The 26,320-nt window shown below is 72.8% G+C and carries 28 protein-coding genes; 18 read left to right on the forward strand and 10 right to left on the reverse strand.

All coding sequences use genetic code 11. The features are described from left to right. Positions 1–8 precede the first annotated feature (8 nt). Positions 9–779, forward strand: coding sequence for a GNAT family N-acetyltransferase (locus ACIQMJ_RS14050; RefSeq protein WP_499761367.1), 771 nt, complete (start codon positions 9–11; stop codon positions 777–779). After that, entirely contained in the window at positions 776–1,630 is an 855-nt protein-coding gene (locus tag ACIQMJ_RS14055) for a lysophospholipid acyltransferase family protein (protein WP_499761368.1), read from the forward strand. The genes ACIQMJ_RS14050 and ACIQMJ_RS14055 overlap by 4 nt, the downstream gene beginning before the upstream one ends. Positions 1,631–1,637: 7 nt before the next feature. Here ACIQMJ_RS14055 and ACIQMJ_RS14060 read toward each other — a convergent pair whose 3' ends face one another. Both ACIQMJ_RS14060 and ACIQMJ_RS14065 read right to left on the reverse strand, forming a co-directional pair. After that, positions 1,638–1,970 (reverse strand): hypothetical protein, encoded by a 333-nt coding sequence (locus tag ACIQMJ_RS14060; RefSeq protein ID WP_499761369.1) that lies wholly within the window; start codon positions 1,968–1,970, stop codon positions 1,638–1,640. Positions 1,971–2,065: 95 nt separating this feature from the next. Further along, complete coding sequence (locus ACIQMJ_RS14065; RefSeq protein ID WP_499761370.1) at positions 2,066–2,890, reverse strand: hypothetical protein; 825 nt, start codon at positions 2,888–2,890, stop codon at positions 2,066–2,068. A 214-nt stretch (positions 2,891–3,104) separates the two neighbouring features. On the opposite strand from ACIQMJ_RS14065, the gene ACIQMJ_RS14070 reads away from it, so the two are divergent. The 4 genes from ACIQMJ_RS14070 (at position 3,105) to ACIQMJ_RS14085 (ending at position 7,173) form a co-directional block, all read left to right on the forward strand. Next, on the forward strand, positions 3,105–4,475 hold the full coding sequence (locus tag ACIQMJ_RS14070; protein WP_499761371.1) for an MFS transporter: 1,371 nt from the start codon (positions 3,105–3,107) through the stop codon (positions 4,473–4,475). After that, positions 4,475–5,662, forward strand: coding sequence for a cysteine desulfurase family protein (locus ACIQMJ_RS14075; protein ID WP_499761372.1), 1,188 nt, complete (start codon positions 4,475–4,477; stop codon positions 5,660–5,662). Before ACIQMJ_RS14070 ends, ACIQMJ_RS14075 begins: the two co-directional genes overlap by 1 nt. 5 nt (positions 5,663–5,667) lie before the next feature. Then, positions 5,668–6,753, forward strand: a complete 1,086-nt coding sequence (gene mnmA / locus ACIQMJ_RS14080; RefSeq protein WP_499761373.1) for a tRNA 2-thiouridine(34) synthase MnmA — start codon at positions 5,668–5,670, stop codon at positions 6,751–6,753. Between the two features lie 99 nt (positions 6,754–6,852). Beyond that, positions 6,853–7,173 carry a hypothetical protein gene (locus ACIQMJ_RS14085; RefSeq protein ID WP_499761374.1) on the forward strand — a complete coding sequence of 107 codons (321 nt, stop codon included), beginning with the start codon at positions 6,853–6,855 and terminating at the stop codon, positions 7,171–7,173. Between the two features lie 4 nt (positions 7,174–7,177). Here the strand turns inward: ACIQMJ_RS14085 and ACIQMJ_RS14090 are convergent, their stop codons facing one another. From ACIQMJ_RS14090 to ACIQMJ_RS14100, 3 genes are all read right to left on the reverse strand, one after another. Further along, positions 7,178–7,846: a hypothetical protein gene (locus ACIQMJ_RS14090; protein ID WP_499761375.1), complete on the reverse strand. Its 669-nt coding sequence runs from the start codon at positions 7,844–7,846 to the stop codon at positions 7,178–7,180. Between the two features lie 80 nt (positions 7,847–7,926). Beyond that, complete coding sequence (locus tag ACIQMJ_RS14095; RefSeq protein ID WP_499761376.1) at positions 7,927–8,799, reverse strand: serine/threonine dehydratase; 873 nt, start codon at positions 8,797–8,799, stop codon at positions 7,927–7,929. A 15-nt stretch (positions 8,800–8,814) separates the two neighbouring features. Further along, the gene (locus ACIQMJ_RS14100; protein WP_499761377.1) at positions 8,815–9,321 is read right to left on the reverse strand and encodes a DUF6584 family protein; all 507 of its coding nucleotides are present in this window, start codon (positions 9,319–9,321) and stop codon (positions 8,815–8,817) included. A 41-nt stretch (positions 9,322–9,362) separates the two neighbouring features. Between ACIQMJ_RS14100 and ACIQMJ_RS14105 the strand changes: the two genes are divergently transcribed. Next, positions 9,363–10,538, forward strand: a complete 1,176-nt coding sequence (locus ACIQMJ_RS14105) for a hypothetical protein (protein WP_499761378.1) — start codon at positions 9,363–9,365, stop codon at positions 10,536–10,538. 63 nt (positions 10,539–10,601) lie between these two features. Continuing rightward, positions 10,602–10,979, forward strand: a complete 378-nt coding sequence (locus ACIQMJ_RS14110; protein WP_499761379.1) for a hypothetical protein — start codon at positions 10,602–10,604, stop codon at positions 10,977–10,979. Here the strand turns inward: ACIQMJ_RS14110 and paaI are convergent. Next, positions 10,942–11,355 carry a hydroxyphenylacetyl-CoA thioesterase PaaI gene (gene paaI / locus ACIQMJ_RS14115; RefSeq protein WP_499761380.1) on the reverse strand — a complete coding sequence of 138 codons (414 nt, stop codon included), beginning with the start codon at positions 11,353–11,355 and terminating at the stop codon, positions 10,942–10,944. The genes ACIQMJ_RS14110 and paaI overlap by 38 nt on opposite strands. A 22-nt stretch (positions 11,356–11,377) precedes the next feature. Between paaI and ACIQMJ_RS14120 the strand changes: the two genes are divergently transcribed. Together ACIQMJ_RS14120 and ACIQMJ_RS14125 are read left to right on the forward strand one after the other, a co-directional pair. Next, the gene (locus tag ACIQMJ_RS14120) at positions 11,378–11,914 is read left to right on the forward strand and encodes a cadmium resistance transporter (RefSeq protein WP_499761381.1); all 537 of its coding nucleotides are present in this window, start codon (positions 11,378–11,380) and stop codon (positions 11,912–11,914) included. Further along, positions 11,915–12,385 (forward strand): hypothetical protein, encoded by a 471-nt coding sequence (locus tag ACIQMJ_RS14125; RefSeq protein ID WP_499761382.1) that lies wholly within the window; start codon positions 11,915–11,917, stop codon positions 12,383–12,385. Between the two features lie 6 nt (positions 12,386–12,391). Here ACIQMJ_RS14125 and ACIQMJ_RS14130 read toward each other — a convergent pair whose 3' ends face one another. Continuing rightward, positions 12,392–13,738: a cellulose binding domain-containing protein gene (locus tag ACIQMJ_RS14130; RefSeq protein WP_499761383.1), complete on the reverse strand. Its 1,347-nt coding sequence runs from the start codon at positions 13,736–13,738 to the stop codon at positions 12,392–12,394. 206 nt (positions 13,739–13,944) lie between these two features. On the opposite strand from ACIQMJ_RS14130, the gene ACIQMJ_RS14135 reads away from it, so the two are divergent. Both ACIQMJ_RS14135 and ACIQMJ_RS14140 read left to right on the forward strand, forming a co-directional pair. Beyond that, positions 13,945–14,955, forward strand: coding sequence for a methionine synthase (locus ACIQMJ_RS14135; RefSeq protein WP_499761384.1), 1,011 nt, complete (start codon positions 13,945–13,947; stop codon positions 14,953–14,955). 71 nt (positions 14,956–15,026) lie between these two features. After that, positions 15,027–16,859 (forward strand): glycoside hydrolase family 9 protein, encoded by a 1,833-nt coding sequence (locus ACIQMJ_RS14140; protein ID WP_499761385.1) that lies wholly within the window; start codon positions 15,027–15,029, stop codon positions 16,857–16,859. Here ACIQMJ_RS14140 and ACIQMJ_RS14145 read toward each other — a convergent pair. Continuing rightward, positions 16,856–17,359 (reverse strand): GNAT family N-acetyltransferase, encoded by a 504-nt coding sequence (locus ACIQMJ_RS14145; RefSeq protein WP_499761386.1) that lies wholly within the window; start codon positions 17,357–17,359, stop codon positions 16,856–16,858. The genes ACIQMJ_RS14140 and ACIQMJ_RS14145 overlap by 4 nt on opposite strands. Before the next feature lie 11 nt (positions 17,360–17,370). Further along, entirely contained in the window at positions 17,371–18,276 is a 906-nt protein-coding gene (locus ACIQMJ_RS14150; RefSeq protein ID WP_499761387.1) for a LysR family transcriptional regulator, read from the reverse strand. Positions 18,277–18,348: 72 nt separating this feature from the next. On the opposite strand from ACIQMJ_RS14150, the gene ACIQMJ_RS14155 reads away from it, so the two are divergent. Genes ACIQMJ_RS14155 through ACIQMJ_RS14165 form a run of 3 tightly spaced genes read left to right on the forward strand, consistent with a single transcriptional unit; the run spans position 18,349 to position 21,636 of the window. Next, a complete protein-coding gene (locus ACIQMJ_RS14155) occupies positions 18,349–18,978 on the forward strand; it encodes a succinate dehydrogenase cytochrome b subunit (RefSeq protein ID WP_499761388.1) in 630 nt (209 codons plus the stop codon). Position 18,979: 1 nt separating this feature from the next. After that, on the forward strand, positions 18,980–20,893 hold the full coding sequence (locus ACIQMJ_RS14160) for a fumarate reductase/succinate dehydrogenase flavoprotein subunit (protein WP_499761389.1): 1,914 nt from the start codon (positions 18,980–18,982) through the stop codon (positions 20,891–20,893). Further along, positions 20,890–21,636, forward strand: coding sequence for a succinate dehydrogenase/fumarate reductase iron-sulfur subunit (locus tag ACIQMJ_RS14165; RefSeq protein WP_499761390.1), 747 nt, complete (start codon positions 20,890–20,892; stop codon positions 21,634–21,636). The genes ACIQMJ_RS14160 and ACIQMJ_RS14165 overlap by 4 nt, the downstream gene beginning before the upstream one ends. Here the strand turns inward: ACIQMJ_RS14165 and ACIQMJ_RS14170 are convergent. Then, positions 21,612–22,460: a YeiH family protein gene (locus ACIQMJ_RS14170; RefSeq protein ID WP_499761391.1), complete on the reverse strand. Its 849-nt coding sequence runs from the start codon at positions 22,458–22,460 to the stop codon at positions 21,612–21,614. The two genes, ACIQMJ_RS14165 and ACIQMJ_RS14170, sit on opposite strands and share 25 nt — an antisense overlap. An 11-nt stretch (positions 22,461–22,471) precedes the next feature. Between ACIQMJ_RS14170 and ACIQMJ_RS14175 the strand changes: the two genes are divergently transcribed. From ACIQMJ_RS14175 to ligA, 3 genes are read left to right on the forward strand one after another with little or no spacing between them, the layout of a single operon-like run. Next, positions 22,472–23,365 carry a LysR substrate-binding domain-containing protein gene (locus tag ACIQMJ_RS14175; protein ID WP_499761392.1) on the forward strand — a complete coding sequence of 298 codons (894 nt, stop codon included), beginning with the start codon at positions 22,472–22,474 and terminating at the stop codon, positions 23,363–23,365. Beyond that, positions 23,362–24,012 (forward strand): hypothetical protein, encoded by a 651-nt coding sequence (locus ACIQMJ_RS14180; protein WP_499761393.1) that lies wholly within the window; start codon positions 23,362–23,364, stop codon positions 24,010–24,012. Before ACIQMJ_RS14175 ends, ACIQMJ_RS14180 begins: the two co-directional genes overlap by 4 nt. Positions 24,013–24,043: 31 nt before the next feature. Beyond that, a complete protein-coding gene (gene ligA / locus ACIQMJ_RS14185; RefSeq protein ID WP_499761394.1) occupies positions 24,044–26,194 on the forward strand; it encodes an NAD-dependent DNA ligase LigA in 2,151 nt (716 codons plus the stop codon). Positions 26,195–26,320: the final 126 nt, after the last annotated feature.

Raw genomic sequence — 26,320 nt, forward strand, 5'->3', positions numbered from 1 at the left:
CCAGACCCATGACGCAGCCGCAACTGCTTGTCAGCACCGGTGACGCCGCTTCCGACGCGCCGCGCTACTCCCTGTTGGTCGCGCGCGACAGCGACGAGGTCGTGGCCGCGCAGCGGCTGCGGCACCGGGTGTTCGCCGCCGAGATGGGCGCCGTGCTGCACACCCCCGTGCCGGGGCACGACGTCGACCGCTTCGACCGGTACTGCGACCACCTCGTCGTGCGCGACGACCGGACCGGCGACATCGTCGGCACCTACCGGATGCTGCCGCCCGAGCGCGCCGCCGAGGCGGGCGGGCTGTACTCCGACGGCGAGTTCGACCTGTCCGCGCTGGACGCCCTGCGACCGTCGCTGGTGGAGACCGGCCGGTCGTGCGTGCACCCCGACCACCGCAACGGGGCCGTGGTGTCGTTGGTGTGGGCCGGGATCGCCCGGTACATGCTGCTGTCGGGGCACTCGTGGCTGATCGGCTGCGCGTCCGTGCCGCTGCACGACGGCGGGTCGTTCGCGGCGGGCGTATGGGACGCCGTGCGGGCCAAGCACCTCGCGCCCGAGCCGTACCGCGTCACGCCGCTGACGCCGTGGGACGTCGACCCGGTGGCGCGGCCGGACAGGACGGTGCTGCCGCCGCTGCTGAAGGGCTACCTGCGGCTGGGCGCGTGGGTCTGCGGCCGGCCCGCGCTGGACGCCGACTTCGGCGTGGCCGACCTGCCCGTGCTGCTCGGGATGGACCGCGTGGACCAGCGCTACCTGAAGTTCTTCCTCGGGGAGACGGCGTGACCAAGCACGCGTGGATGCCCGTGTCGCCGTGCGGCGACGGGTGCGTGGACCACTCGACGGCCTCCGTGGGCGCGGTCCGGGTGGCGTGGCGGGTGGTGGCGGCGTCGGCCGTGCTGCTGTCCGGGGTGCTGGTGGTCCTCGCCGTCCTGTGCGCGCGGGGACGGGCCCGGTCGGTGGTGCTGCGGCGCTGGTTCCGGGCGCTGCTGGGCGCGTTCGGCGTGCGGCTGCGGGTCGTCGGGCCGGTGTTCCAGGACAACCCGGGGCGGGGCGTGCTGGTGGTGTCCAACCACGTGTCCTGGTTGGACGAGCTGGCCATCGACGCGGTGCAGCCCATCCGGATGGTGGCCAAGCGGGACATCCGCGACTGGCCGGTGCTCGGCCGGCTGATCACCGCCGCCCGCACGGTGTACCTGGACCGGGAGCGGCTGTCGCTGCTGCCCGGCACGGTCGCCGAGCTGGCGCGGGCGCTGCGGGACGGCGCGGCGGTCGGCATCCACGCGGAGGGCACGACGTGGTGCGGCGTGGCGTCCGGGCGCTACCGGCCCGCGTTGTTCCAGGCCGCGCTGGACGCCGGTGTGCCGGTGCGGCCCGTGGTGCTGCGGTACCGGCAGGGGTCGGCGACGTCGACCCGGCCCGCGTTCGTGGGCTCCGACACGTTGGTCGACTCGGTGCGGCGGGTGCTGCGCTCGCGTGGGCTGGTGGTGGAGGTGCACGTGCTGGACGAGGTCGCGCCCGGCCGGGCGGCGACGCGCCGCGAGCTGGCGGCGCTGGTGCAGCGCGAAGCGGAACGGGTGGCGCACGGGGCGGTCGAGGTGCCCTCGCCGCGCCCGCACGCCGTCCGGGTCGCCTGAGCGGTGCTCAGCACGCCTTCACCGACGCGGAGTGGACCCGGCCGGAGATGTTGTGGATGGTGACCTTGCCCCAGCCGCCGCTCTTGGTGACGTTGTAGGTGTAGCCGGACTGGACCCGCCGGCTGCGCTTCGCGCCGGCGGCGACGTCGACCTGCCGCACGACGAGCGTGCCCGCCTTCGACCCGCTGGCGTAGATGATCGAGTACAGCCTGGGCGTGCCGCAGTTGTTGGTCCAGTGGATGTAGCCGTAGCTCTCGGCCGACGCCGGGCCCGCGGTGACGGCGAGGCCGCCGAGGGCGAGGAGCAGCGACGCGAGGGCGGTGGTGGCGCGGTGGCGCACGGGTGTCTCCTTGTCGCCTGTGTTGATCACCCGTGGTCAACACCCGGGCCGGCGGCCGTGACGTCGGTCGTTCGCACCACAGCCGCCGGCTGCCGTCACGGGTGGTGGTCGGCGAAGACGCCTTGGCGGTGGTACTGGCAGGTGCAGCTCGGCGAGGAGTTCCACCCGTCGCTGTAGCGGACGGTGAAGTAGCGGCCCAGCGTGAAGCCGTGGATGACCTCGTCGTCCCACCCGCCGGGCGGGACGGCCACGTTGACCAGCCGGACACCGGTGATGCCCGCGGTGAGGCTGCGGTACATGCGGTGCTTGGCCCACAGGGCGGACGGGGAGCCCTTGGGGGTGCAGTTCAGGATGGCGCTGCCCGCGTAGCGGAACTTGCCGCCGAAGTCGGCCGACCGGTACTCCCGCGGCGCCATGCCCTTGTCGTTCTCCGACCACGTGGGGTTGGCGAAGTGGTCCTTCCAGCAGGCGGCCCGGACGGCCGCGCCACCCTCGGGGACGGCCAGGTCGGTCGCGGTGACCGGGCCGTCGACCCGCCGCCGCTCGGCCAGGCCGGGTGGGGCGGTGTCGGCGGTGTCCACCAGGGCCGCCGGGACGGGCAGTTCCACCGGCGTGATCCTCAGGTACGCGTCGAGCAGGCTCGTCACGCCCTGCGGCACCACGGGCGCGTTGACGCCGTCCTCGCCCCACTGGCGCAGGACGAAGTCGCCGGTCTCCGCGCCGCGGGCGAACTCGACGTTCGTGCCGCCGCGGAAGGTCAGCGCTGCCAGCGTGACGAGGCGGTCGGACGGTTCGTCCGCGTCCGGGTCGGAGGCGGTGGACGAGGGCGTCGCGGCGGTCGCCGGGGCGGCGGTGGCCGGGACGATCGGGAGCGCGGTGAGCGCGCAGGTGAGCAGGGCGAGCAGAGCGGTGCGTCGCATGGTTCCCCCCGGGTTCGACGGAAGCGGTGGCGGTCGTGCCACCCGGCAAGAGGGATCACGCCGCGGCGCCCGAAATACGTGCCGTTGCGCGGTTCACCCGTCGGTGGAACCCGCCGCCGGGGGCCGCCGATCGGTGTCCGAGCGCCCGAAACCCGTGCTGAACTGCGTCATATTGCCTTGACCTCCACCCCGGTAGAGGTTGAACCATTGACCCGTGACGACGACGACCGGTACCCCCGCCAAGAGCAACCTGTGGACACCTGAACGGCGGGGCCCGACGGTCGGGATCATCCTGCTCGTCACGCTGCTCGCGTTCGAGAACATGGGCGTCAGCACGGCGATGCCGCGCATGGTCGCCGACCTCGACGGCAACGACCTGTACGCGTGGCCGTTCCTGGCGTTCCTGGCCGCGAGCGTGGTCGCCACCGTGCTGTCCGGCCGGCTCAGCGACCTGCGTGGCCCGCGGCCGTCGCTGCTGATCGGGCCCGCGCTGTTCCTGGTCGGGCTGGTCGTGGCCGGGTTGGCGCAGGACATGGCGCTGCTGCTGCTCGGCCGGGTGCTCCAGGGCATCGGCGGCGGCGCGCAGGTCGTCGCGGTCTACGTGCTGATCGGCCTGGTCTACCCCGAGCGGGACCGGCCCGCGGTGTTCGGGATGCTCGCCTCGGCGTGGGTGGTGCCGTCGCTGGTCGGGCCGGCGCTGTCCGGGTGGCTGACCGAGGCGCTCAGCTGGCGCTGGGTGTTCCTCGGGCTCGCGCCGTTCGTGCTGCTGGGCGTGCTGCTGCTGGTGCCCGTGCTGCGCAACCTGCCGCCGCACACCCCGGACCGGAACACCCGGCGCGGGTTGCCGTTGGCCGCGCTCGGGGCCGGGTTCGGCGTCGCGGCGCTGAGCTGGGCCGCGCAGCACCCGCACGGCGTCAACCTGGTGATCGGGGTGGCCGGGCTGGCCGCGCTGGCGCCCGCGCTGCGCGTGCTGCTGCCCAAGGGCACGCTCACCGCGCGCCCCGGCCTGCCGACGACGATCCTGGCCCGCGCGCTGCTGGCGGGCTCGTTCTTCGCCGCCGAGGCGTTCATCCCGCTGACGCTGACCTCCGTGCACGGCTACTCGGCCATCGCCGCGGGCATCCCGCTCACGCTGAGCGCGCTGGGCTGGTCCGCCGCCGCGTGGTGGCAGTCCCGCAAGCCGGACATCCCGCGCGCGAAGCTCGTGCGGTGGGGGTTCGTGCTCAACGCCGCGGGTATTTCCGGAGTGACGCTCATCGCACCGTCGTGGGGCCCGGCGTGGGCCACACCGGTCCTCTGGGCGGTCGCCGGAGCGGGGATGGGGATGGCCATGTCGAGCCTGAGCGTGCTCACCCTGGGCGCGTCGTCCGAGGTCGACCGGGGGTTCAACTCCTCCGCGCTGCAGATCGCGGACATGCTCGGCTCGGCCCTGCTGGTCGGCCTGGGCGGTGTGCTGGTCACCACGTTCGCCTCCGCCGCGGCCCCGACGGCCGCCGTCGTGCCGTTCGACCTGCTGATGGCGGGGGTCGCGGTGCTCGGTGCGGTGCTCGCCGGACGGCTGGGCCGGGCTACCCTGGAAAGCTGATGGCCTACTTCGACCACGCCGCCACGACCCCCATGCTCCCCGAGGCGATCGAGGCGATGACTCGGGCGTTGTCCACCACGGGCAACGCCTCGTCGTTGCACACCTCCGGGCGGCGGGCCCGGCGGCTGGTCGAGGAGGCGCGGGAGGACATCGCGGACGCCCTGGGCGCGCGACCCTCCGAGGTGATCTTCACCAGCGGCGGCACGGAGAGCGACAACCTCGCGGTCAAGGGCGTGTACTGGTCCCGCCGCACGTCGCGGCGCAGGCGCGTGGTGGCCACGTCGGTCGAGCACCACGCCGTGCTGGACGCCGTGCAGTGGCTGGTCGAGCACGAGGGCGCCGAGGTCACCTGGCTTCCGCCCGACGGTCTCGGCCGCATCCGGCCCGAGGTGCTGCGCGACGCGCTGGACGACGACGTCGCCCTGGTCACCGCGATGTGGGCGAACAACGAGGTCGGCACGATCAACCCGGTGCGCGAGCTGGCCGCGCTGGCCGCCGAGCGGGCGGTGCCGTTCCACACCGACGCGGTGCAGGCCGTCGGCGCGGTGCCGGTCGACTTCGCCGAGTCGGGTGCGTCGGCGCTCACCCTCACCGGGCACAAGATCGGCGGGCCGTACGGCGTCGGCGTGCTGCTGCTGGGCCGTGACGTGGCCACCACCCCCGTGCTGCACGGCGGCGGTCAGGAGCGGGAAGTGCGGTCCGGCACGCTGGACGTGCCGTCGATCGTGGCGCTGGCGGCGGCGGTGCGGCACGCGGTGGACCACCGGGCCGAGACGGCCGCCGCGGTCGCCGCGCTGCGCGACGAGCTGGTCGAGTCGGTGCGGCGGGTCGTGCCCGACGTGGCGGTGAACGGCGACCCGGTGCACCGCCTGCCCGGCAACGCGCACCTGACGTTCCCCGGCTGCGAGGGCGACAGCCTGCTGATGCTGTTGGACGCCAAGGGCATCGAGTGCTCCACCGGCTCGGCCTGCACGGCGGGCGTGGCGCAGCCCAGCCACGTGCTGCTGGCCATGGGCGTGGACCCGGTGTCGGCCCGCGGCTCGCTGCGGTTCTCCCTGGGCCACACGTCCACGGCGGCCGACGTGCGCGAACTGGCCGAGGTGATCGGCCCGGTGGTCGAACGCGCCCGCACGGCGGGCATCGCGGGGTTGAAGCGGCTTGCGGGCCGGGCGACGGCGGAGGTGTGACGGGCATGCGGGTGCTGGCGGCGATGAGCGGCGGGGTGGATTCCGCCGTGGCTGCGGCGCGGGCGGTGGCGGCGGGCCACGAGGTGACCGGGGTGCACCTGGCCCTGTCGGCCAAGCCCGGCACGTTGCGCACCGGCGCGCGCGGCTGCTGCACGATCGAGGACGCCCGGGACGCGCGGCGCGCGGCGGACGTGCTCGGCATCCCGTTCTACGTCTGGGACTTCGCGGAGCGGTTCACCGAGGAGGTCGTGGACGAGTTCGTGGCCGAGTACGCGGCCGGCCGCACCCCCAACCCGTGCCTGCGGTGCAACGAGAAGATCAAGTTCGAGGCGCTGCTGGACAAGGCGATCGGGCTCGGCTTCGACGCCGTGTGCACCGGGCACTACGCCCGACTGGCCACTGTGGACGGTGTGCCGGAGCTGCGCCGCTCGGCCGACGACGGCAAGGACCAGTCCTACGTGCTGGCGTCGTTGACGCACGAGCAGCTGGCGCACGCGATGTTCCCGCTGGGCGACTCGACCAAGGCGCAGGTCCGGGCCGAAGCCGCCGAGCGCGGGCTCCAGGTCGCCGAGAAGCCCGACAGCCACGACATCTGCTTCATCCCCGACGGCGACACCCGCGGCTTCCTGACCCGCAAGCTGGGCGAGCAGCCCGGCGTGCTGGTGGACGACGAGACCGGCGCGGTGCTCGGGCGGCACGTGGGCGTGCACGAGTTCACCGTGGGCCAGCGCAAGGGCCTGGGCATCGACGCGCCCGCCCCCGACGGCCGGCCCCGGTACGTGCTGTCGCTGGAGCCGGTGAGCGGCACGGTGCGGGTCGGCGCGGCGGAGAAGCTGAAGGTCACCGAGATCGTCGCGCGGCGGCCCGTGACGCGGGTGGCGTTCGACGGTCCGGTGGAGTGCGTGGCGCAGGTGCGGGCGCACGGCGGGCTGGCCCCCGCGGTGGCCGAAGTCGTCGACGGAGAGCTGCTGGTGCGCCTGCGCGAGCCGTTGAGCGGCGTCGCCCCTGGTCAGGCGGTCGCGGTCTACCGGGAGGACGCGGCGGCGGGCGACCTGGTGCTCGCCAGCGCGACGATCAGCACGACTCGTTGAGGTCCGGCTTGGTGTTTTGTCGGTGTCGCCTGCGACACTGCGTGCGTGCCGTATGACAACGCACGACGCCGGAGGTCGCTGGTGGACATCGGGACCCGGGTGAGGGTGCTTTCGAGCAAGCTCGACCACCCGTCCGCGCAACGTCTGGACGCGGAGCAGTTCGAGCGACTGCGCGCGGAGGTCCGCACGCTGCGCTGGGTGGTCCGGGAGCGGCTGCACCGGCCCGAGTGGGCCGAGCTGATCGCCCAGGTGGAGACCATGGTGGAACGGGTGGAGCGGCTCGACCCGGCGCTCGCCCTGGAGGTCGAGGTGCCGTCGCAGGCGGGCGCGTCGCAAGGCCGCGTGTCGCCGGAGCGGGGCAGCGCGGACCGGGGCAGCGCGGACCGGGGCTCGGCCGAGCGGGTGATCGAGTGCCGCTGACCGGTCAGACCAGCGCGTTGTAGGCCGCGGCGGCGGCGATGAGGACGCCGTGGAAGATCGAGGCGAGGGCGACGGTCCGGGTGCGCTTGTGCTCGGACCAGGTCGTGGAGGACAAGGCCCAGGCCAGCGCGGGCAGCAGCAGGACGCCGTGCATGGCCACGCCGTGGGAGAGCTTCCACGAGCCGCCCCGCTCGGCGATCATCAGGCCGCCGAACGCCAGGGCCACCGCCAGCGTCGTCGTGCCGACCCGGACCGCGAGCCGCATGCTCGGCGCGAGGTGGCGGGCCCGGAACGCGGCTGCGACCAGGGCGAGGACGGACACCACGATCGCCACGCCGCCGACGGTCAGGGCGCGGGTGACGACCGCGTCGACCTCCGTGGCCTCGTTGAAGTGCGACGGCACCCGCCGCCAGGCTTGGAGCGTGATCAGGCCGACCTCCAGCACCGACGCGGCGGTGAACAGCCACACCCAGCGGTGCCGCAGCCGCAGCCGGGTGCCGACCAGGGCGTAGGTGGCGAGCGTGAGGCCGAACGACAGGCCGAACGTCACCGGCTTGCGCCACGACACCGGCCCCTCCCACGGCCCGCCGTCCACGGCGAACACCACGAGGTGCAGCAGGCCCGACGCGAACAGCAGCGCGGCCACCCGGTAGGCGGAGCGGGTCGAGGTCATGGCACCCGATGGTGCTCACTCCGCCGGGTCGCGGCGTCGGGCGCGGGGCGGCCTTCGCCCGTACGCCCGGGGACGTACCCCTACGGCGTCCAGTCGGTGTTCGCGCCGCACAGCACCACGCACGGCAGCTCGCCCGGCACGGCTCCCGCCAGCCAGGCGGCGAACGGCACGGCCGCCGCCGGTTCCACGGCCAGCCGGAACTCCTCCCACAGCCGGTCCCGGGCGGCCAGGATCTCCGCGTCGGACACGAGCACGGACGTCACCGGGTGCGTGCTGAGGATGCCGAACGGGACGTCGCCGACCCGCGTGGCGCCGAGCGCGGACGCGGCGATCGAGTCCACCTCGGCGTCCACCGGCTCGCCCGCCGCCAGCGCGTGGTGCAGGGCGCAGCACCGCTCCGGCTCCACCGCGACCGTGAGCCGACCGGAGGCCAGCGCCGTGCCTGCGGCCAGCCCGCCGCCGCCGACCGCGACGGCGATCGCGTCCACGTCCGGCGCGTCCTCGACGATCTCGCCGGCGACCGTGCCCTGACCTGCGACGACGGTCAGGTCGTTGTAAGCCTCGACGTAGAAGCCGGGCGTCTCGCGGGCCGCCAGCACCGCCTCGGCGTACGTGTCGCCGTGCCGGATCAGCTTCGCGCCCGCCGCCTCGATCCGCCGCACCTTGCCCTCGGGGGCGCTCACCGGCACGAACACGGTGGCGTGCAGGCCGAGCAGGTGCGCGGCCTTCGCCACGCCGAGGCCGTGGTTGCCGCCCGACGCCGTGACCACCCGGTCCGGTGAACCGGCGGCGATCAGGGTGTTCAGCGCGCCGCGCAGCTTGAACGAGCCGGTGAGCTGGAGGTGCTCCAGCTTGAACGCGATCGGCCTGCCGTCGACCTCCGCGCGCCACAACGGGGTGCGGCGGGCGTGCGGGCGGATGCGGTCAGCGGCGGCGGCGACGTCGGGGGTCATGCACCCAGCATGCGCTCACCCGGCGAACCACCTGTAGACCCACATGACGAGCGTCACCGCGCCCACCACGAAGCACAGCAGCACCACGACCAGGCCCACCAGCACCAGCACGTTGGCGCGCCACGACGAGTCGCGGTCGTCGGCGACCGACAGCTCGGCGCGCAACTGGTCCTCGGTCGCCTCGCGCAACGCCACCAGCCGTTCCCGCGCGGTGCGCGTCGGCGCGCCCGCTTCGCCGCTGGTCCAGTTCATCGCTTCCAGTCGCGCCAGCGGCGTGCGGTAGGCGCGCTCGAAGGCCGCCACCTCCGCCTCGTCGCGCACCTCGGACAGGTAGGTCCACCGCCCGGCCTGCGCCGCGTCACCGAGCACCCGGTACACCTCGGCGAGGCGCTCGCGCAGGTCCAGCCGGTCGGGATAGCTGCACACCAGCCCCACCAGGCGCTGCCGGGCGCGCAGGACACTGGCCAAGTCACCGCGGTCCACCTCTTCGGCGGCCTTGCGGAGCGTCAGCTCGAGCGGCATGGACCACATCGTCCCAGCCCGGGCAACCGTAGGATTTCCGGGTGATCGCGGTATCGGTGGTGACGTTCGGCCTGGCCTGGTGGCTCGGGCTGTACCTGCTCGTGCGCGACCCCCGCAAGCGCCTGCTCCAGCGGGCCTCGGTCGGGTTGGTCGCGTACGCCCTGGTCATCGTCCTGCCGCTGCCGGCGATGGCCATGGCGGTGCCCGCGGTGGCGTGGACCGGAGTGGTGGTGTGCTGGCTGCCCGTGCGCTACGAGCGGTGGTGGCGCTACAGCGCGCTCCCGTTGCTGGTGGCGGCCTACTTCGCGCCCGTGGTGGTGCTGATCCCGCTGGCGGCGGCGCTGGTGCTGTGCCTGCGGGTGCGGCGGGCGTTGCTCGGGGCGGCGACGATCCTGTTCGGGCTGAGCTGCGCGTTGCTGCTGGTCGACGTGCTGCCCGAGCCGCTGGTCGTCGCGTCGGCCGGGTTCGACCTGCTGGTGTTCGGCGTGGTGGTGGCGGTGGCGGACGCGTTCGACGAGGGTGAGGCGATCCGCGCGGACATGGTGCGCTCGCTGCTCACGTCGGCCGGGCTGGCGGCGGTGTTCGGCGGGCAGGTGGCGTTGTTCCTGGACGACCGGCTGGTGCCGCTGCTGTACGGCACGGTCGCCGCCGCGATCGCGGTGCAGGTGCTGGCCAACCCGCTGGCGCTGCTGGTGGACCGGGTCGCGGTGCCCGAGGTGGCGGCGGAACGGGCCGAGCTGCGTGACGCGGCCGAGGCGCTTCCCCGCCGCGCCCCGCTCGACCGGACCGAGTTCGTGAAGCTGACCCGGCGCGCGTTGAGCCATTACGGCGACCTGGGGAAGCTGGTCGCGAGCCCGTTGACGGAATTGCCGGTGATCGACGCCCGGTTGGCCGCGCGAGGTGCTTCCGACCAACCGCTGGAACGCGCGGCCGAGCTGAAGTCGTTGTTGCTGGAGAGCATTTCCCGGCTCAAACCGCGGGACGGCGACTTCGGCACCAGCGACGAATGGCGGCACTACAACGCGCTGTACTTCTACTACGTGGTCGGCATCCGGCCGTACAGCAGGCGGACCAAGCGCGAGGACCTCGACCCGGACGCGCGGCGGGCGCTGGCGTGGTTCGTCAACCAGGTGCCGGAGCGGACCCTGCACAACTGGCAGAACGCGGGGGCGAAGCTGGTGGCCGAGGACTTGTCGTCGCAGGTCGCGGCCTCGTAACTGGCAGGCGTTGGCAGTGTTTGGCGTTCCGCCGGCAGTGCGGCCCGCCCTAGCTTTCGAGCCATGACGACAACTCAGGTTCGCCACGACGGTCTCCTCCGCTTCGCCCTCAAGCTCGACGGTGTCGCCTCGGGCGGATTGGGCGTGCTCGCCCTGCTCTTCGACCTCCCGACGGGATTGCCGCGCGGCCTCGTGGTCGGGCTCGGCGCATTCCTCGTCGCCTACGGGGTGGGTGTTTTCCTGCTCGGTCTGCGACCCCTTCGGCCGCTGGTCGCGGTCGTGGTCATCGGCAATTCGGTGTGGGTGCTGGACAGCTTCCTGACCGCGTTCGCCGGGTGGTTCCCGGTGACCGGGCTGGGCGTTTTCCTGATCGTCGCCCAGGCGGTCGCGGTGCTGGGGTTCATCACCCTCCAGGTGCTGGGTCTGCGCCGTTCGGCTTGAGGGTCCGGCTCCGGCCGCGGAACTCCGCCACCACCTCGTCGCCTCGGCGCACGGTGATGTCGTAGATCCCGCTCCGCCCGAACCGCGCCCGTTCCACCGCTTCGGCCACCAGCTCGTCCCCCTCGTGCACGGGGGCGATGAAGTCGATCTCCGCCTGCGCCGCCACGGTCACCGAGCCGTGGCGGTTGCACGCGCAGGCGAAGGCGGTGTCGGCGAGCAGGAACACGTACCCGCCGTGCCCGATGCCGTGACCGTTGACCATCCGGTCGGTGACGGTCATGGCGAGCGTGGCCGTGCCGTCGCCGAGTTCGAGCGCCCGGATGCCGAGCGCGGTCGACGCGGCGTCGTTGGCGAGCATCTCCGCGGGTCCGTTCATCCCTGCACCTTAAGGTTCGCGGGTGCTGGACATCATCCGCGCGGTCGGGCTGTTCGCGGTGACGAACGTGGACGACATCGTGCTGCTGGCGTTGTTCTTCGCGCGGGGCGTGCCCCCGTGGCGGGTCGTGCTGGGTCAGTACCTGGGCTTCGCCGGGATCCTGGCCGTCGCCATCGCCGCCGCCCTCGGCGCCACCCTGCTGCCCCCGGTGGTGCTCCCGTGGCTCGGCCTCCTGCCGCTGGCGCTCGGCGTGAAGGCGGCGTGGCAGGCGTGGCGCGGGGGTGAGGACTCGGAACCCGCGGCCACGGGCGCGCTCGGCGTGGCGGCCGTGACGTTCGCCAACGGCGGCGACAACATCGGCGTCTACGTCCCGGTCTTCGCCACCACCGGCATCACCGGATACGTGATCGTGTTCCTGGTCCTGGTGGCAGTCTGGTGCGGTGCGGGGCGCTTCTTCGCGACCCGCCCCGTCGTCGCCCGCGCCCTGAGCCGTTGGGGGCACGTGGTGCTGCCGGTCGTGCTGATCGTGATCGGTGTGCTGATCCTGCTAGGGGGTTAGGTGTTCAGGTCGAAGCGCGAAGCCGAGGAACTGCGGGCCAGGGTCGCGGACCTGGAACGCCAGGTCGCCACCCTGTCCGCCCAACTGTCCGCCACCCGCCCGCTGCTGGACGACGCCACCAGGATCGAATCCCTGGCCCGCCAAGCCGAAGCCGCCGTGCGCTCCCTCGAAGCCCGCGCCACCCCGTTGGGCGTGGGCGGCACCCGCACCCGCCCGAAACTGGACACCCTCTACCGGGCCGACGTGCTGGGCTACGTGTCGGTCTACTTCGTCACGGGCCACATCACCACGGTGAAGCTGACGGTCGGCACGGAGAACCCACCGACCACCGTCGTCGGCATCGCCGCCGGGGCCGGCGACTCGAACTCCTACGCGGGCGCCATCGTGCGGCCGGGCGAGTACTGGATCGCGGCCACCAGGGGCGATCGCACCGACTACGGCTTCGAACTCCACTTCACACCGCTGTACTGACCGGCGTCAGGCGGTGAAGCCCTTGAAGATGTTCGTGAACTCGTACTGGCTCTGGCTGATGCTGCTGCACGTCGGCGAGATGCCGCCGCCGGGGCAGCCGCCGTTGTCGCGGCCCACCGACCAGAAGCCCAGCAGGCCGATGCGGTTGGTGTTGGCCCACGTCACGAGCTTGCGGGCGTGGGCCTGGGTGAAGACCTTGCCGTTGAAGTTGCGGCCGATCATCGGGGTGACGCCGAGCAGGCGCTTCAGCTCCGCGTCGGACTTGGCGGGCCAGATCTGCTTCATCTGGCGCAGGCTGCTCTCGGCGGCGGCGATGACGGCGTCGCCCCAGTCCGCTCGGGAGGAGCCGAACTCCATGGTCATGGGGTTCACGAGCACGGTCAGGCCCTTGGCGGCGGCGTTCTGCAGGATCTGCACAGAGTAGGGGTCCATGCCGTAGTCGTCGCCCTGCACGCGCATCGTGTAGCTGATGGACGTGCCGCGTTCGGTCTGGAGGCGCTTCAACGCGGTGTTCACCATGTCGTGCGGGATGGACGCCTCGACGTCGACGTCCAGGTGGTTGCTGCCGACGGCGTCGAGGACCTTCTTGTACGCGGCCAGCAGCGCGTCGGCGGTGGAGCACGAGTACTCCAGGTACGGCCCGGCCGCGCCGCCGGTCGCCACGATCACGTCACCGCCCAGCGCCTTGAGCGCCCGCACGTCGTTGATGATCCGGCTGTCGTTCAACGGGATCGTGCCGCCCCAGGACGGGTTGCAGCCGCTGCTGTCGGCGAGCGCGAAGGCGAGCGTGAACACCTTCTGGCCGGTGGCCCGGGCGACCGACTCCAACGACGGCGTCGGCATGGTGATGTCCACGTACGGCGCGGACTTCAGGCTGCCGGGGAACGGTGGCTGGTCCGAAGTCGTGGTCGTCGTGGACGTGGTCGTGGAAGTCGTGGTGGTGGTCGTCGTGCCGCCGGTGCACGGTTGGCCGTTGAGCTTGCAGTTGGCGGGCACGCCGGTGCCGTTCACCAGGAACCCGAACGACGTGGACGCGCCGGCCGCCAGGCTGCCGTTGTACTCGCGGTTGGTGAACGTGTGGTGCGAACCGCTGCTGCTCAGCGTGGCGTCCCAGTACGAGCCGGGCGTGCTGCCCGCGGGCAGGTCGAACTCGATCTTCCACCCGGACACGGCGCTCGACCCGGCCGTGACGGTGAACTTGCCCTGGTAGCCGGAGCTCCAGGTCGAGTCCTGGCTGAACACGGCCGTGGGGGTCGGCGCGGCGCCCGCCGGGGCGGCCGGCAGCAGACCGGCGGTCAGGACCGCGGTGACGCCCGCCGCCAACGCGGCCAGGCTCTTGCGCTTCGAGGACATCGGAACCTACTCCCGTGCAGGGGGGAACGGGGTGGGAGTGGTGCGGGAGCGCGGGGCGCGGCACGCCCCCACACCACGTCGTGGCGGTGCCCTCGACCACTGTCGGCACCGACAAGGTGACGGTAGGTGGACTGGACCACATCGTCAATGGGTCTAGACCTTTTCGCTCTCGAACGGCGCAGCGGCGGCGGTGGGAGACTGTCCGGGTGGATGCCCTCCCTTGGTCCGCCGGCGCCGCAACCGGCATCGGCTCGCTACCCGGAACCGACCCGCTGGAGGCCGCCAGGATCGTTCTCGGCGAACTCCCCGACCTGCCCCACCTGCCCGAACTGCCCGCGCGGGGTGTCGGCGCGGACATGATCGGCCGCACCGCCGCGCTCCTGGTCGACCTGCCCGTCGAGGTGGTCCCGTCCGGCTGGCGGACCGCCGCGCACCCCGGTAAGGACCACCGGCGCGCGGTGGACCTGTTGCGCCGCGACCTCGACGCGTTCGAGGAGGCCGCCGACCCCGCGCCGCCGTCTGTGGTCAAGGTGCAGGCCGCCGGGCCGTGGACGCTCACCGCGAGCGTCGAGCTCCTGCGCGGCCACCGCGTGCTCACCGACAAGGGTGCGCTGCGCGAGTTCACCCAGTCGCTGGTCGAAGGGCTCAACCGGCACGTCGCCGAGGTCGCCAAGCGCACCGGCGCGCAGGTCCTGGTGCAGCTGGACGAGCCCGCGCTGCCCGCCGTGCTCAAGGGCCTGCTGCCCACGCCGTCCAAGCTGGGCACGGTCGCCGCAGTCCCCGAGCCGGAGGCGCGCGCCGTGCTCCAGACCGTGATCGACGGCCTCGACGCGGACGTGATCGTGCACTGCTGCGCGCCCGCGCCGCCCGTCACGCTGATCCGCCAGGCGGGTGCGCGGGCCGTCTCGTTCGACGTCACGGTCCTCGACGACACGATGTGGGACGAGCTCGGCGAGGCGTGGGAGGAGAAGACCCAGCTGTTCCTCGGCCTGGCGCCGAGCACGGACCCGAGCACGCCGCAGAGCCTGAAGTCGCTGGCCAAGCCCGTGCTGGACCTGGTGGACCGGCTCGGTTTCCCGCGGTCGATCCTCGGCACCCACGCGGTGCCGACGCCGACGTGCGGGATGGCGGGCGCGAGCGCGGCGTGGGTGCGGCGGGCGCTGGCGCTGACCCGGGACGTGGGCAAGGCGTTCGTGGAGCCGCCCGAGGGCTGGTGATCGACCGGGCCGGCCGCTAGCCTCCCGTAATTAGGGAGACTTCTTTACTAACGTCCGGCTCGGGAGGTCCCATGCGGTGGGTCGTCGTGCTCGCCGCCGTCGCCGCGGCGACGGTGCACGGTCCGGTGGCGCAGGCGCGGCCCGACGGTCACGTGCGGCTGGACCAGGTCGGTTACGGGACGGCCGAGAGCAAGCAGGCGTACCTGCTGCTCCCGCGCGCCCGCACGGCCGGGTTCGAGGTGGTGGACCCGGCCGGCCGCACGGTGTGGCGCGGACGGGTCGGCGCGAGCCTCGGCGGCTGGAACGAGCGGTACACCGCCGTGCAGCCGATCGACTTCTCCGGGCTGACGCGTCCCGGCTCGTACCGGATCAGAGCGGCCGGCGTGACGTCACCGGCGTTCCGCGTCGGCGAAGAGCTGTTCCGGCCGGTCCTGGGGCACACCGTCGAGTTCTTCCAGGCCCAGCGCGACGGCGCGGACGTCGTCCCCGGGCGGTTGGGCCGCGAGCCCTCGCACCTCGCCGACCGCGCCGCGACGGTCTACGAGACGCCGGTGTTCGTGGGTGAGGGCGGCGACGAACTGGCCGAGCCGCTGAAGCCGACGGGTGACGTCGTGGACGTCGAAGGCGGCTGGTTCGACGCCGGGGACTTCGTGAAGTTCACGCACGCCTCGGCCTACTCGACCGCGTCACTGCTGCTCGCCGCACGCCGCCACGCGACGCCCGCCCTGGTGGCGGAGGCCCGGATCGGGCTGGAGTGGCTGGACAAGGTCTGGGACGCCGACCGGAAGGTGCTCTACGCGCAGGTCGGCATCGGCACGGGCAGCCCGGAGCACGGGTTCCTCGGCGACCACGACGTGTGGCGGCTGCCGCAGGACGACGACCGGCTCGACGTGCGGCCGGGTGACCCCGAGTACTTCATCAAGCACCGGCCGGTGTTCCGGGCGGCCGCACCGGGTGAGCCGGTCAGCCCGAACCTGGCCGGCCGGGTGGCGGCGTCGTTCGCGCTGGCCGCCCAGCTCTCGCCCGACCCGGTCGCGGCACGGCGGTACCTCGACGCGGCGGCCTCGGTGTTCGCGCAGGCCAGGACGGTGGACGTGGGGGAGCTGGTGACGGCGTTCCCGCACGCCTACTACCCCGAGGACTCGTGGGCCGACGACCTGGAGTTCGGCGCGACGCAGCTGGCGTTGGCCGCTCGCGCGCTCGGCGACCCGCGTGCCGAGCAGTGGGCACGGGCCGCGACGCACTGGGCGAAGGTGTACTTGACCAGCGGCGACACCGACACGCTGAACGTCTACGACACCAGCGCGTTGGGGCACCACGACCTGGTGCGGCTGCTGCGCGCCGGCGTGCCGGGCGCCGAGGTGACCGAGCGGGAGGTGCTGGACGACCTGCGCCGCCAACTCCGGTCCGGCGTGGACGCCGCGGCCGCGAGCCCGTTCCGGACGGCGGCGAGCGTCACCGGGTTCGACGTGGCCACGCGCAGCTTCGGGTTCGCCGCCACCGCGCGGCTGTACCGGGAGCTGACCGGTGACCGGCGGTTCGACGCGTTCGGCGTCGGGCAGCGGAACTTCACGCTGGGCGCGAACGCGTGGGGCACGAGCCTGGTGATCGGCGTCGGCGGGACGTTCCCGCGCTGCCCGCACCACCAGGCCGCGAACCTGTCCGGCGACCCGCGCGGCGGCCACCGGGTGCTCGTCGGCGGCGTGGTGAACGGCCCGAACGCCCGCGACCTGTTCACCGACCTGGGCGAGGTGCCCGCGGGCGCAATCGCTTGCGCCCAGCCTTACACGCTGGCGTTCGACTCGGCGACGTCCCGGTTCGTGGACGAGCTGACCTCGTGGCCCAGCTCCGAACCGGCCATCGACTTCACCGCGACCGCGGTCCTGGCCTTCAGCCTCGCCTAGAGGGCGTTGAAGGGCGCGGCGTAGGCGAACGGGCCCGTGAGGGCGGGCGTGTAGGTGGACAGGGCGCGGGCCTGGAAGTACGGCGTCCAGTCCGGGTCCGGCGGGGTGATGCCGTAGGTCGACGCCGGCACGAACCCGAAGCGGGAGTAGTAGGCCGGATCGCCCAGCAGCACCACCAGGGGCTCGTCGAGGGCGTCCGCCGCGCCCAGCACGGTGTGCATCAGGGCCTTGCCGACGCCCGAGCGCTGGTGGGACGGCAGCACGCTGAGCGGGCCGAGGCCGAGCGCCGGGGCGTCACCGACCGCGCCGCGCGTGCACACGACGTGCCCGACGACCACGCCGTCCACCTCGGCCACCAGCGACAGGGCCGGGATCCAGCCGGGGTCGGCCCGCAGCTCGCCCACCAGCCGCGCTTCACCACCCGGTCGGGCGGCGAACGCGGCCTCCGTCACGTCGTGGATGGCCTGGGTGTCGGCGGCGGTCTCGCGTCGGATCAGCACGGCACAGCACCCTACGTGCCCACCAGGTGGACCCCCAAAGGCATTTCCGCGTCGCGCAGGAACGCCAGGAGCACGCTCTGGAACGCCCGCCCGGCCGACGTCGGCGCCACGTCCGTCCGGTGCGCCAGCGCCACCGTCCGCGTCGTGGCGGGCGTCAACGGCGTCCCGTGCAGCGACCGCGCGGCCAGCACCGTGCTCGGCACGATCGCCACGCCCAACCCGACCTCCACGAACCGCAGCACGGCGTCCATCTCGCCGCCCTCCACCGCCAACCGCGGCTCGAACCCCGCCTGCCGGCACGCCGCCAACGTCGTCTCCCGCAGGTCGTACCCCGGCCGGAACATCACCAGCGGCTGCTCGCGCAGGTCCGTCAACCGCATCCGGGGCACGCCCAGGGGTGACGCCGACGCCACCACCAGCTCCTCCCGCAGCACCGGCACCACGGTCAACGCCCGGTCGGCGTCCGCGGGCGACACGATCACCAGCGCCAGGTCGAGCTGCCCCGCCTCCAGCGCCGCCACGAGGTCGCGCGACCCGCCCTCGGTCACCGACACCCGGATGCCGGGGTAGGCGTCGTGGTACCGCTTGATCACGTCGGCGAACAGGCTGCCGCACAGGCTCGGCGTCGCGCCGACCCGCACCCGTCCCCGCCGCAGCCCGACCAGCTCGGCCACCTCCAGCCGGGCCGTGTCCACATCGGACAGGATGCGCGCGGCCACCGGCAGCAGCGCCTCGCCCGCCGGGGTCAGCGTCACGTTGCCCCGCGCCCGGCTGAACAGCTCCGCGCCCAGCTCCTTCTCCAACGCGTGGATCTGCTTGGACAGTGAGGGCTGCGCCACACGCACCTCCGCGGCAGCCCGGGTGAAGTGCCGCGTCCGGGCCACTGCCAGGAAGTATGCGAGCTGCTGCAGCGTCATAGCCCCAGGCTATCTTCAGGCAGCTCACGATGTATTGGACGACTCGTCACACCCGTTCCTAGCGTCAGCGGCGTGGACACGATCGGGCTCTACCGCACCACCGTCGGCAAGAAAGTCGTCATGGCGGTCACCGGCGCCGTACTGCTGCTGTACGTCGTCGTGCACATGCTCGGCAACCTGACCGTCTTCTCCGGCGCGGACGCGATCGACGGCTACGGCCGCTGGCTGCGCGAGATCGGCGTGGTGTGGCCCACGCGAACAGCACTGCTCGCCTGCGTCGCGCTGCACTTCGTCGCCGCCTACCAGCTGACCGCCAGGGCACGCAGGGCCAAGGGCCGCTACGAGCACCGCCGCCGCGTCCAGGGCAGCTACGCGGCCCGCACGATGCGCTGGGGCGGCGTGATCATCGCCCTGTTCGTGGTCTACCACCTGCTCGACCTGACCGCCGGGTGGCTCAACCCCAACGGCGTGCCCGGCGAGATCCACGCGAACGTCGTCGCCGACTTCCAGCACTGGTACGTGGTGCTGGCCTACACGGTCGCCGTGCTCGCCCTGGGCTTCCACATCCGCCACGGGGTGTGGAGCGCCACCCAGACCCTCGGCGTCACCACCTCCCGCGTGATCGGGCTCGGCGTCGCCGTGGCGATCTGCGCCGGGTTCCTCTCCGTTCCCTTCGCCGTTTTCACCGGATTGGTGAGCTGACATGCTCTACACCGAAGGTTCCCCGATCGCCGACCAGCGCGTGCCGGCCGGCCCGATCGAGACCCGCTGGGACCGACGCCGGTTCTCCGCCCGCCTGGTCAACCCCGCGAACCGGCGCAACCGCAGCGTGATCGTGGTCGGCACGGGCCTCGCGGGCGGCTCGGCCGCGGCGACGCTCGCCGAGCTCGGTTACCGGGTCACGTCGTTCTGCTACCAGGACAGCCCGCGCCGCGCGCACAGCATCGCCGCGCAGGGCGGCATCAACGCGGCCAAGAACTACCGCAACGACGGCGACAGCGTGCAGCGCCTGTTCTACGACACCGTGAAGGGCGGCGACTTCCGCTCCCGCGAGTCGAACGTGCACCGGTTGGCGCAGATCAGCGTCGAGATCATCGACCAGTGCGTGGCGCAGGGCGTGCCGTTCGCCCGCGAGTACGGCGGTCTGCTCGACACCCGCTCGTTCGGCGGCGCGCAGGTCTCGCGCACGTTCTACGCCCGCGGCCAGACCGGGCAGCAGCTCCTGCTGGGCGCCTACCAGGCGCTGGAGCGGCAGGTCGCCGCCGGCCGGGTGGAGGTGCACCCGCGCACCGAGATGCTGGACCTGGTCGTGGTGGACGGCCGGGCGCGCGGGGTCGTCGTGCGCGACCTCGTCAGCGGCGCGGTGTCCACCCACTTCGCGGACGCCGTGGTGCTCGCGACCGGCGGCTACGGCAACGTGTTCCACCTGTCCACCAACGCCAAGGGCTGCAACGCCACCGCGATCTGGCGGGCGCACCGGCGGGGCGCGCTGTTCGCGAACCCGTGCTTCACCCAGATCCACCCCACGTGCATCCCGATCAGCGGCGACCACCAGTCCAAGCTCACGCTGATGAGCGAGTCGCTGCGCAACGACGGCCGCGTGTGGGTACCGCGCGACCCGCACGACACCCGTGCCCCGAACGACATCCCCGAAGCCGACCGGGACTACTTCCTGGAGCGCATGTACCCGAGCTTCGGCAACCTCGTGCCGCGCGACATCGCGTCCCGCGCGGCGAAGAACATCTCCGACGAGAAGCGCGGCGTGTACCTGGACTTCGCCGACGCCATCGCGCGGCTCGGCGCGCTCGCCGTCGAACAGCGCTACGGGAACCTGTTCGAGATGTACCAGCGCATCACCGGCGACGACCCCTACCGGACGCCGATGCGCATCTACCCGGCCGTGCACTACACGATGGGCGGGTTGTGGGTGGACTACGACCTGCGCTCCACCATCCCCGGCCTGTACGTGATCGGCGAGGCGAACTTCTCCGACCACGGCGCGAACCGGCTCGGCGCGTCGGCGTTGATGCAGGGCCTGGCCGACGGCTACTTCGTGCTGCCGGGCGTGATCGGGGACTACCTGGCCGACGCGCCGTTCGAACCGGTCGACGACACCCACCCGCAGGTCGCGGACACGATGTCGGAGGTGCGCGGCCGGGTGAAGACGCTGCTCGCCGTGAACGGCGACCGCACGGTCGAGTCGTTCCACCGCGAACTGGGCCGGCTGATGTGGGACGAGTGCGGCATGGAACGGGACGAGGCGGGGCTGCGCAAGGCGCTGGAACGCATCCCGGAGCTGCGCGACGAGTTCTGGCAGCGGGTCCGGGTGCCCGGCACCGGCGAGCGGCTGAACCAGGAGCTGGAGAAGGCCGGCCGGGTCGCGGACTTCTTCGAGCTGGCCGAGCTGATGTGCGTCGACGCGCTGCACCGCGCCGAGTCGTGCGGCGGCCACTTCCGGTCGGAGAGCCGAACGCCGGACGGGGAGGCGTTGCGGGACGACGCCAACTACTCCTACGTCGCCGCCTGGGAGTACACGGGTGTGGGCCGACCGCCCGTGCTGCACAAGGAAGAACTGGTCTTCGAGCACGTCACGCCGAGCACCCGGAGCTACTCGTGAAGCTGACCCTGCGGATCTGGCGGCAGAGCGGCGCCACCGGGCGCCTGGTCGAGTACCCGGTGGACGACCTGTCGCCGGACATGTCGTTCCTGGAAGCGCTGGACGTGCTCAACGAGCGGCTGATCACCGCCGGGCAGGAGCCGGTGGCGTTCGACCACGACTGCCGCGAGGGCATCTGCGGCATGTGCGGGATGATGATCAACGGGATGGCGCACGGGCCGCAGAAGGCCACCACGGCGTGCCAGCTGCACCTGCGGCACTTCCGCGACGGCGACGTGGTGACCGTGGAGCCGTGGCGGGCCGAGCCGTTCCCCGTGGTGCGGGACCTGGTGGTGGACCGGTCGGCGTTCGACCGGGTCGTGGCGGCTGGCGGGTACATCAGCGTGCCGACGGGGTCCGCGCCGGACGCGCACGCGACACCCGTGCCCAAGCCGGACGCCGACGCGGCGTTCGAGGCGGCGGCGTGCATCGGCTGCGGCGCGTGCGTGGCCGCGTGCCCGAACGGGTCGGGGATGCTGTTCACCGCGGCGAAGGCCACCCACCTGGGCGTGCTGCCGCAGGGGCAGCCGGAGCGGTACTCGCGGGCGCGGGACATGGTCGCCGAGCACGACGCGGCCGGCTTCGGCGGCTGCACGAACACCGGCGAGTGCACGGCCGCGTGCCCCAAGGGCATCCCGCTGACCACGATCGCCCGCCTGAACGCCGACCTGCTGCGCGCTCACACCACCCGCAGCGACAGGTAACCCGTCCCGCACACCAGCAGCGTGGAGAGCAGCCCCAGGAGGAGCGCCCTGGGGCTGGTCCGCACCAGCGCCCGGGGCCGGACCGACGTGCCCAGGCCGAACAGCGCGGCAGCCAGCACGACCGTCGTCGCGGTCTTGGCCACGTCCAGCACGGCAGCCGGCACCAGCGGGCTGACCAGCATCAACGCCAGGAAACCGAGCAGGAACCCGGGCACGGGCGGCGCACCCCGCCCGCCCACACCGGCCACGATCGGGGCCAGCAGCGCCACCCGCCCCAGCTTCACCGCCATGGCCGTCGCCAGCCCGCCGGCCGGCGCCGCGGCGGCCACCTGCGCGACCTCGTGCACGCTCAGCCCGATCCACTGCGGCGAGGCGTCCAGCAGCGGCAACGCGACCATCGCCAGCGTGCCGAACAGCGTGACCAGGGCGACGCTCGTGGCCACGTGCTCGTCCTCCCGGTCCACCCGGCCCTCGACGGCCGCGATGGCCGACGCGCCGCAGATCGAGAACCCGCTGGCCACCAGCACGCAGAGACCGCGCGGCAGGCGCAGCAGGCGACCGAGCCACAACGTGCCGAAGAACGTGACCGAGACCGTCACCAGCACCGCGAGCAGAACGCCAGGTCCCAGGCTGAGGAGTTGCACGACGGACAGTTGCAGCCCGAGCAGGACCACACCGGTGCGCAGCAGCCTGCGCGTGACGCCGGCGAGGTCCGGCAGGCGTCCACCCACCACCACACCGAGGACCAACGCGACGATCAGCACACCGTCCACCCTGCGCGCCCGCGACCGCGTCCGGTAGGCGGCCATCAGGTCTGGGGTCATACCCTGGGGCTATGACCCCGGACCTCGAATCCCTGCGCCTGCTGGTGCTGGTCGGGGAGCTGGGCAGCCTCGGCCGGGCCGCCGCGGCACTCGGCGTCGCGCAGCCGTCGGCGAGCAAGCGGCTGTCCACACTGGAACGCAGGCTCGGCGTCGTGCTGGTGGACCGCGGCCGGCGCGGCTCCGTCCTCACACCCGCGGGCGTCGTCGTGACCGAACGGGCGCGACGGGTGCTGGACGAGGTCGCGGGCCTGGTCGAGGGCGCGCGGGCACTGCGGTCGGCGCAGGAGGCCGAGCTGCGCGTCGCCGCCAGCATGACCGTCGCCGAGCACCTCGCGCCGGGCTGGATCGGCGAACTGCGCCGCACCCGGCCCGACCTGCGCGTCGGCCTGCGCGTGACGAACTCCGAAACGGTCGGCGCGCTCGTCCGCGACGGCGCGGTCGACCTCGGCTTCGTCGAAGCCCCCGGACCCCCGCCACCAGGGCTTTCGTCCCGGAAGGCAGCCGCGGACCGACTCGCGCTCGTCGTCGCCCCGGGCCACCCGTGGTCCCGCCGGCGCCGACCGCTGACCCCGCCGGAACTGGCCGCGACACCGCTCGTGATGCGGGAACGCGGCTCCGGCACCCGCGACACCCTGGACCGGGCGCTGCCCGACGCGTGCCCGCCCGCGCTCGAACTCGGCTCCACCACGGCGGTGCGCGGCGCGGTCGTCGCCGGCGTCGCCCCCGCCGTGCTCAGCGTGCTCGCGGTGGCCGTCGACCTCGACGGGGGACGCCTGGTCGAGGTGCCGGTCGACCTCGACCTGCGCCGCGTGCTGCGCGCCGTGTGGCCAGCCGGCCGCAAGCTCGTGGGACCTGCCGCGGAACTCCTCGCGGTGGCCACCCGGCGTAGTTCAATGGAGCCATGAGCTGGTTCCGCCGACGCACCGAACCCGAGCCCGAACCCGTCCACCTGCCCAACCCGGACGAGGCCGCCGTCGCGTTCTGGCAGGCGTGGTTCGAGCTGCTGCCGCACGTCAGCGCGGCCCTGGGCGACGGCGAGCCGTACCGGGTGGAGGGCGAGCTGGGCGCGATGGTCGCCGCGATGCACCCCGACCTGGAGTTCTCGCTCGAACGCGGCCACCGCGCCATCTACGCCCTGGTGATCACCAGCCGCGAGGACCCGAAGCTGCGGCCCTACACCGACGCGTGGATCAAGGCCGCGCCGTCCGAGGACATGATCTGGGAGTACCACGACTCGGTGCCCGCCGTGCCCGACCCCACCCAGGTCACCGTCAACCTCGGACCCCGCCGCATCCGCCTCGCCGACGTGCGCGTGGTCGCCCAGGTCTCCGAAGGGCTGGTCGACGTCGCCGTCTACCACCCCGAGTTCGCGAACCTCGACCCCGCGGCCCGGCAGACCATGACGTTCCTGCCCCTGGACGTCACGCTGGGTGAGCGCCTGGCGGGTGAACGACTCGGACGGGTGGAAACCGCGTCCGCCGAACCGGAGGCCACGATCGGCCTGCTGGAACTGCGCGACCTGGTCCGCGCGATGAGTGAGGATCCCTCCTGAAATTGTCGGACCCCCTGGTTACAGTCATGCCGTGACCAGCGACGACCCGTTGAACCCGACCCAGACCCCCGCCGAGGGCGTCGAGGACGTGCCCGCCGGCGCGCGCGAGCGGCACGCCGAGCTGGCCGAGGTGGTGCGCGGCCACCAGTTCCGCTACTACGTCCTCGACTCGCCGACGGTCAGTGACGGCGAGTTCGACGCGTTGCTCCGGGAGTTGGAGGCGCTGGAGCGGGAGCACCCCGGCCTCGCCACCCCCGACTCGCCCACCCAGCGCGTCGGCGGCACGTTCTCGACCGAGTTCACGGCGGTCGACCACCTGGAGCGGATGCTCAGCCTGGACAACGTGTTCTCGCAGGACGAGCTGGCGGGCTGGTTCGAGCGGGTGCGCAAGGAGGTCGGGGCGGACGCCCACTTCCTGTGCGAGCTGAAGATCGACGGCCTGGCGGTCAACCTGCTCTACGAGCACGGCCGGTTGGTCCGGGCGCTCACCCGCGGCGACGGGCGGACCGGCGAGGACGTCACGCTCAACGTGCGCACCCTGCGGGACGTGCCGGAGACGCTGGCCGGCACCGACGCCTACCCCGTGCCGGCGCTGGTCGAGGTGCGCGGCGAGGTGTTCTTCGCGGTCGAGGACTTCCTGGAGCTCAACGCGCGGCTCGTGGAAGCGGGCAGACCGCCGTTCGCGAACCCCCGCAACACCGCCGCCGGGTCGTTGCGGCAGAAGGACCCGAAGGTCACCGCGTCCCGGCGGCTGCGGATGATCTGCCACGGGCTGGGCAAGCGGGCCGGGTTCGAACCGGCCAGGCAGTCCGAGGCTTACGAGGCGCTGCGGGCGTGGGGCCTGCCGGTGTCGTCGCACACGGTCGTGCTGAGCACGGTCGAGGAGGTCGGCGAGCACGTCGCGCACTGGGGCGCGCACCGCCACGACGCCGTGCACGAGATCGACGGCGTGGTCGTCAAGGTGGACGAGGTGTCGCTGCAACGGCGGCTGGGCAGCACGTCCCGCGCGCCGCGGTGGGCGATCGCGTTCAAGTACCCGCCGGAGGAGGCCACGACCACGCTGCTGGACATCAAGGTGCAGGTCGGCCGCACCGGCCGCGTGACGCCGTTCGCCGTGATGGAGCCGGTGAAGGTCGCCGGGTCCACGGTCGCGCGCGCCACCCTGCACAACGCGAGCGAGGTCAAGCGCAAGGGCGTGCTCATCGGCGACCGCATCGTGATCCGCAAGGCCGGCGACGTGATCCCCGAGGTGCTGGGGCCGGTGATCGACGTGCGGCCCGCGGACGCGTACGAGTTCGAGATGCCGTTGACGTGCCCGGAGTGCGGTCACGCGTTGCGCCCGATGAAGGAGGGCGACGTGGACATCCGGTGCCCCAACGCGGCCGGGTGCCCGGGTCAGCTGCGGGAGCGCCTGGCCTACCTCGCGTCGCGCTCGGCGTTGGACATCGAGGTGCTGGGCTTCGAAGCGGCCGCCGCCCTGGTCGAGTCCCCGGTGTACGGCGACGAGGGCGACCTGTTCACGTTGGATGCGGACAAACTGGCCGAAATCGACCTGTTCCGCACCAAGGACGGCGACCTGACCGCGAACGCGCTGAAGCTGCTGGACAACCTCGAAACGGCGAAACAAAGTCCACTGTGGAGAGTCCTGGTCGCCCTCTCCATCCGCCACGTGGGCCCCACCGCCGCCCGCGCCCTGGCTCAGGAATTCGGCTCCCTCGACCGCATCACCTCGGCCACCGAGGAAGAACTGGCCGCCGCCGAGGGCGTGGGCCCCACCATCGCCGCGGCCGTGCGCGAGTGGGTCGACACCCCGTGGCGTCAGGAGATCGTGCACAAGTGGCAAACCGCCGGCGTCCGCACCGCGGAGGAACGCGACACTTCCATCCCCCGCAACCTCGAAGGGCTGTCGATCGTGGTGACGGGTTCGCTGGAGACCTTCTCGCGCGACGAGGCCAAGGAAGCGATCCTGTCGCGCGGCGGCAAGGCAGCCGGCTCGGTGTCGAAGAAGACGGCCTTCGTCGTCGTGGGCGAATCCCCGGGCTCCAAGGCCGACAAGGCCCTCGAACTGAAGGTCCCGATCCTGGACGAAGCCGGCTTCCGACTCCTCCTCACCGAAGGCCCCGAAGCCGCCACCGAAGTAGCCACCCTCGCCGACCCTCCAACCCCACCACCCGCCCCCTGACCAGCACCTTCCCCGGCTACCCCCATCACGACCGAGTGAACCCAATCGGCTGACCAACCCGAAACGCCGTTATCCAACCCCCCGAACGTCGGTTGAAACAACGAGGCCGCCAACCAACCCCGGCCC

The organism is Actinosynnema sp. NPDC091369, from assembly GCF_044757065.1.
Lineage (GTDB): Bacteria > Actinomycetota > Actinomycetes > Mycobacteriales > Pseudonocardiaceae > Actinosynnema.

Bases quoted from the DNA above. Each gene is read 5' to 3' on its own strand.
- ACIQMJ_RS14130 (WP_499761383.1), bottom strand. From the start codon at position 13,738: ATGTCCTCGAAGCGCAAGAGCCTGGCCGCGTTGGCGGCGGGCGTCACC.
- ACIQMJ_RS14110 (WP_499761379.1), top strand. From the start codon at position 10,602: ATGACGACAACTCAGGTTCGCCACGACGGTCTCCTCCGCTTCGCCCTC.
- ACIQMJ_RS14050 (WP_499761367.1), top strand. From the start codon at position 9: ATGACGCAGCCGCAACTGCTTGTCAGCACCGGTGACGCCGCTTCCGAC.
- ACIQMJ_RS14065 (WP_499761370.1), bottom strand. From the start codon at position 2,890: ATGCGACGCACCGCTCTGCTCGCCCTGCTCACCTGCGCGCTCACCGCG.
- ACIQMJ_RS14100 (WP_499761377.1), bottom strand. From the start codon at position 9,321: ATGCCGCTCGAGCTGACGCTCCGCAAGGCCGCCGAAGAGGTGGACCGC.
- mnmA (WP_499761373.1), top strand. From the start codon at position 5,668: ATGCGGGTGCTGGCGGCGATGAGCGGCGGGGTGGATTCCGCCGTGGCT.
- ACIQMJ_RS14180 (WP_499761393.1), top strand. From the start codon at position 23,362: ATGAGCTGGTTCCGCCGACGCACCGAACCCGAGCCCGAACCCGTCCAC.
- ACIQMJ_RS14175 (WP_499761392.1), top strand. From the start codon at position 22,472: ATGACCCCGGACCTCGAATCCCTGCGCCTGCTGGTGCTGGTCGGGGAG.
- ACIQMJ_RS14090 (WP_499761375.1), bottom strand. From the start codon at position 7,846: ATGACCTCGACCCGCTCCGCCTACCGGGTGGCCGCGCTGCTGTTCGCG.
- ACIQMJ_RS14160 (WP_499761389.1), top strand. From the start codon at position 18,980: ATGCTCTACACCGAAGGTTCCCCGATCGCCGACCAGCGCGTGCCGGCC.
- ACIQMJ_RS14095 (WP_499761376.1), bottom strand. From the start codon at position 8,799: ATGACCCCCGACGTCGCCGCCGCCGCTGACCGCATCCGCCCGCACGCC.
- ACIQMJ_RS14170 (WP_499761391.1), bottom strand. From the start codon at position 22,460: ATGACCCCAGACCTGATGGCCGCCTACCGGACGCGGTCGCGGGCGCGC.
- ACIQMJ_RS14075 (WP_499761372.1), top strand. From the start codon at position 4,475: ATGGCCTACTTCGACCACGCCGCCACGACCCCCATGCTCCCCGAGGCG.
- ACIQMJ_RS14150 (WP_499761387.1), bottom strand. From the start codon at position 18,276: ATGACGCTGCAGCAGCTCGCATACTTCCTGGCAGTGGCCCGGACGCGG.
- paaI (WP_499761380.1), bottom strand. From the start codon at position 11,355: ATGAACGGACCCGCGGAGATGCTCGCCAACGACGCCGCGTCGACCGCG.
- ACIQMJ_RS14140 (WP_499761385.1), top strand. From the start codon at position 15,027: ATGCGGTGGGTCGTCGTGCTCGCCGCCGTCGCCGCGGCGACGGTGCAC.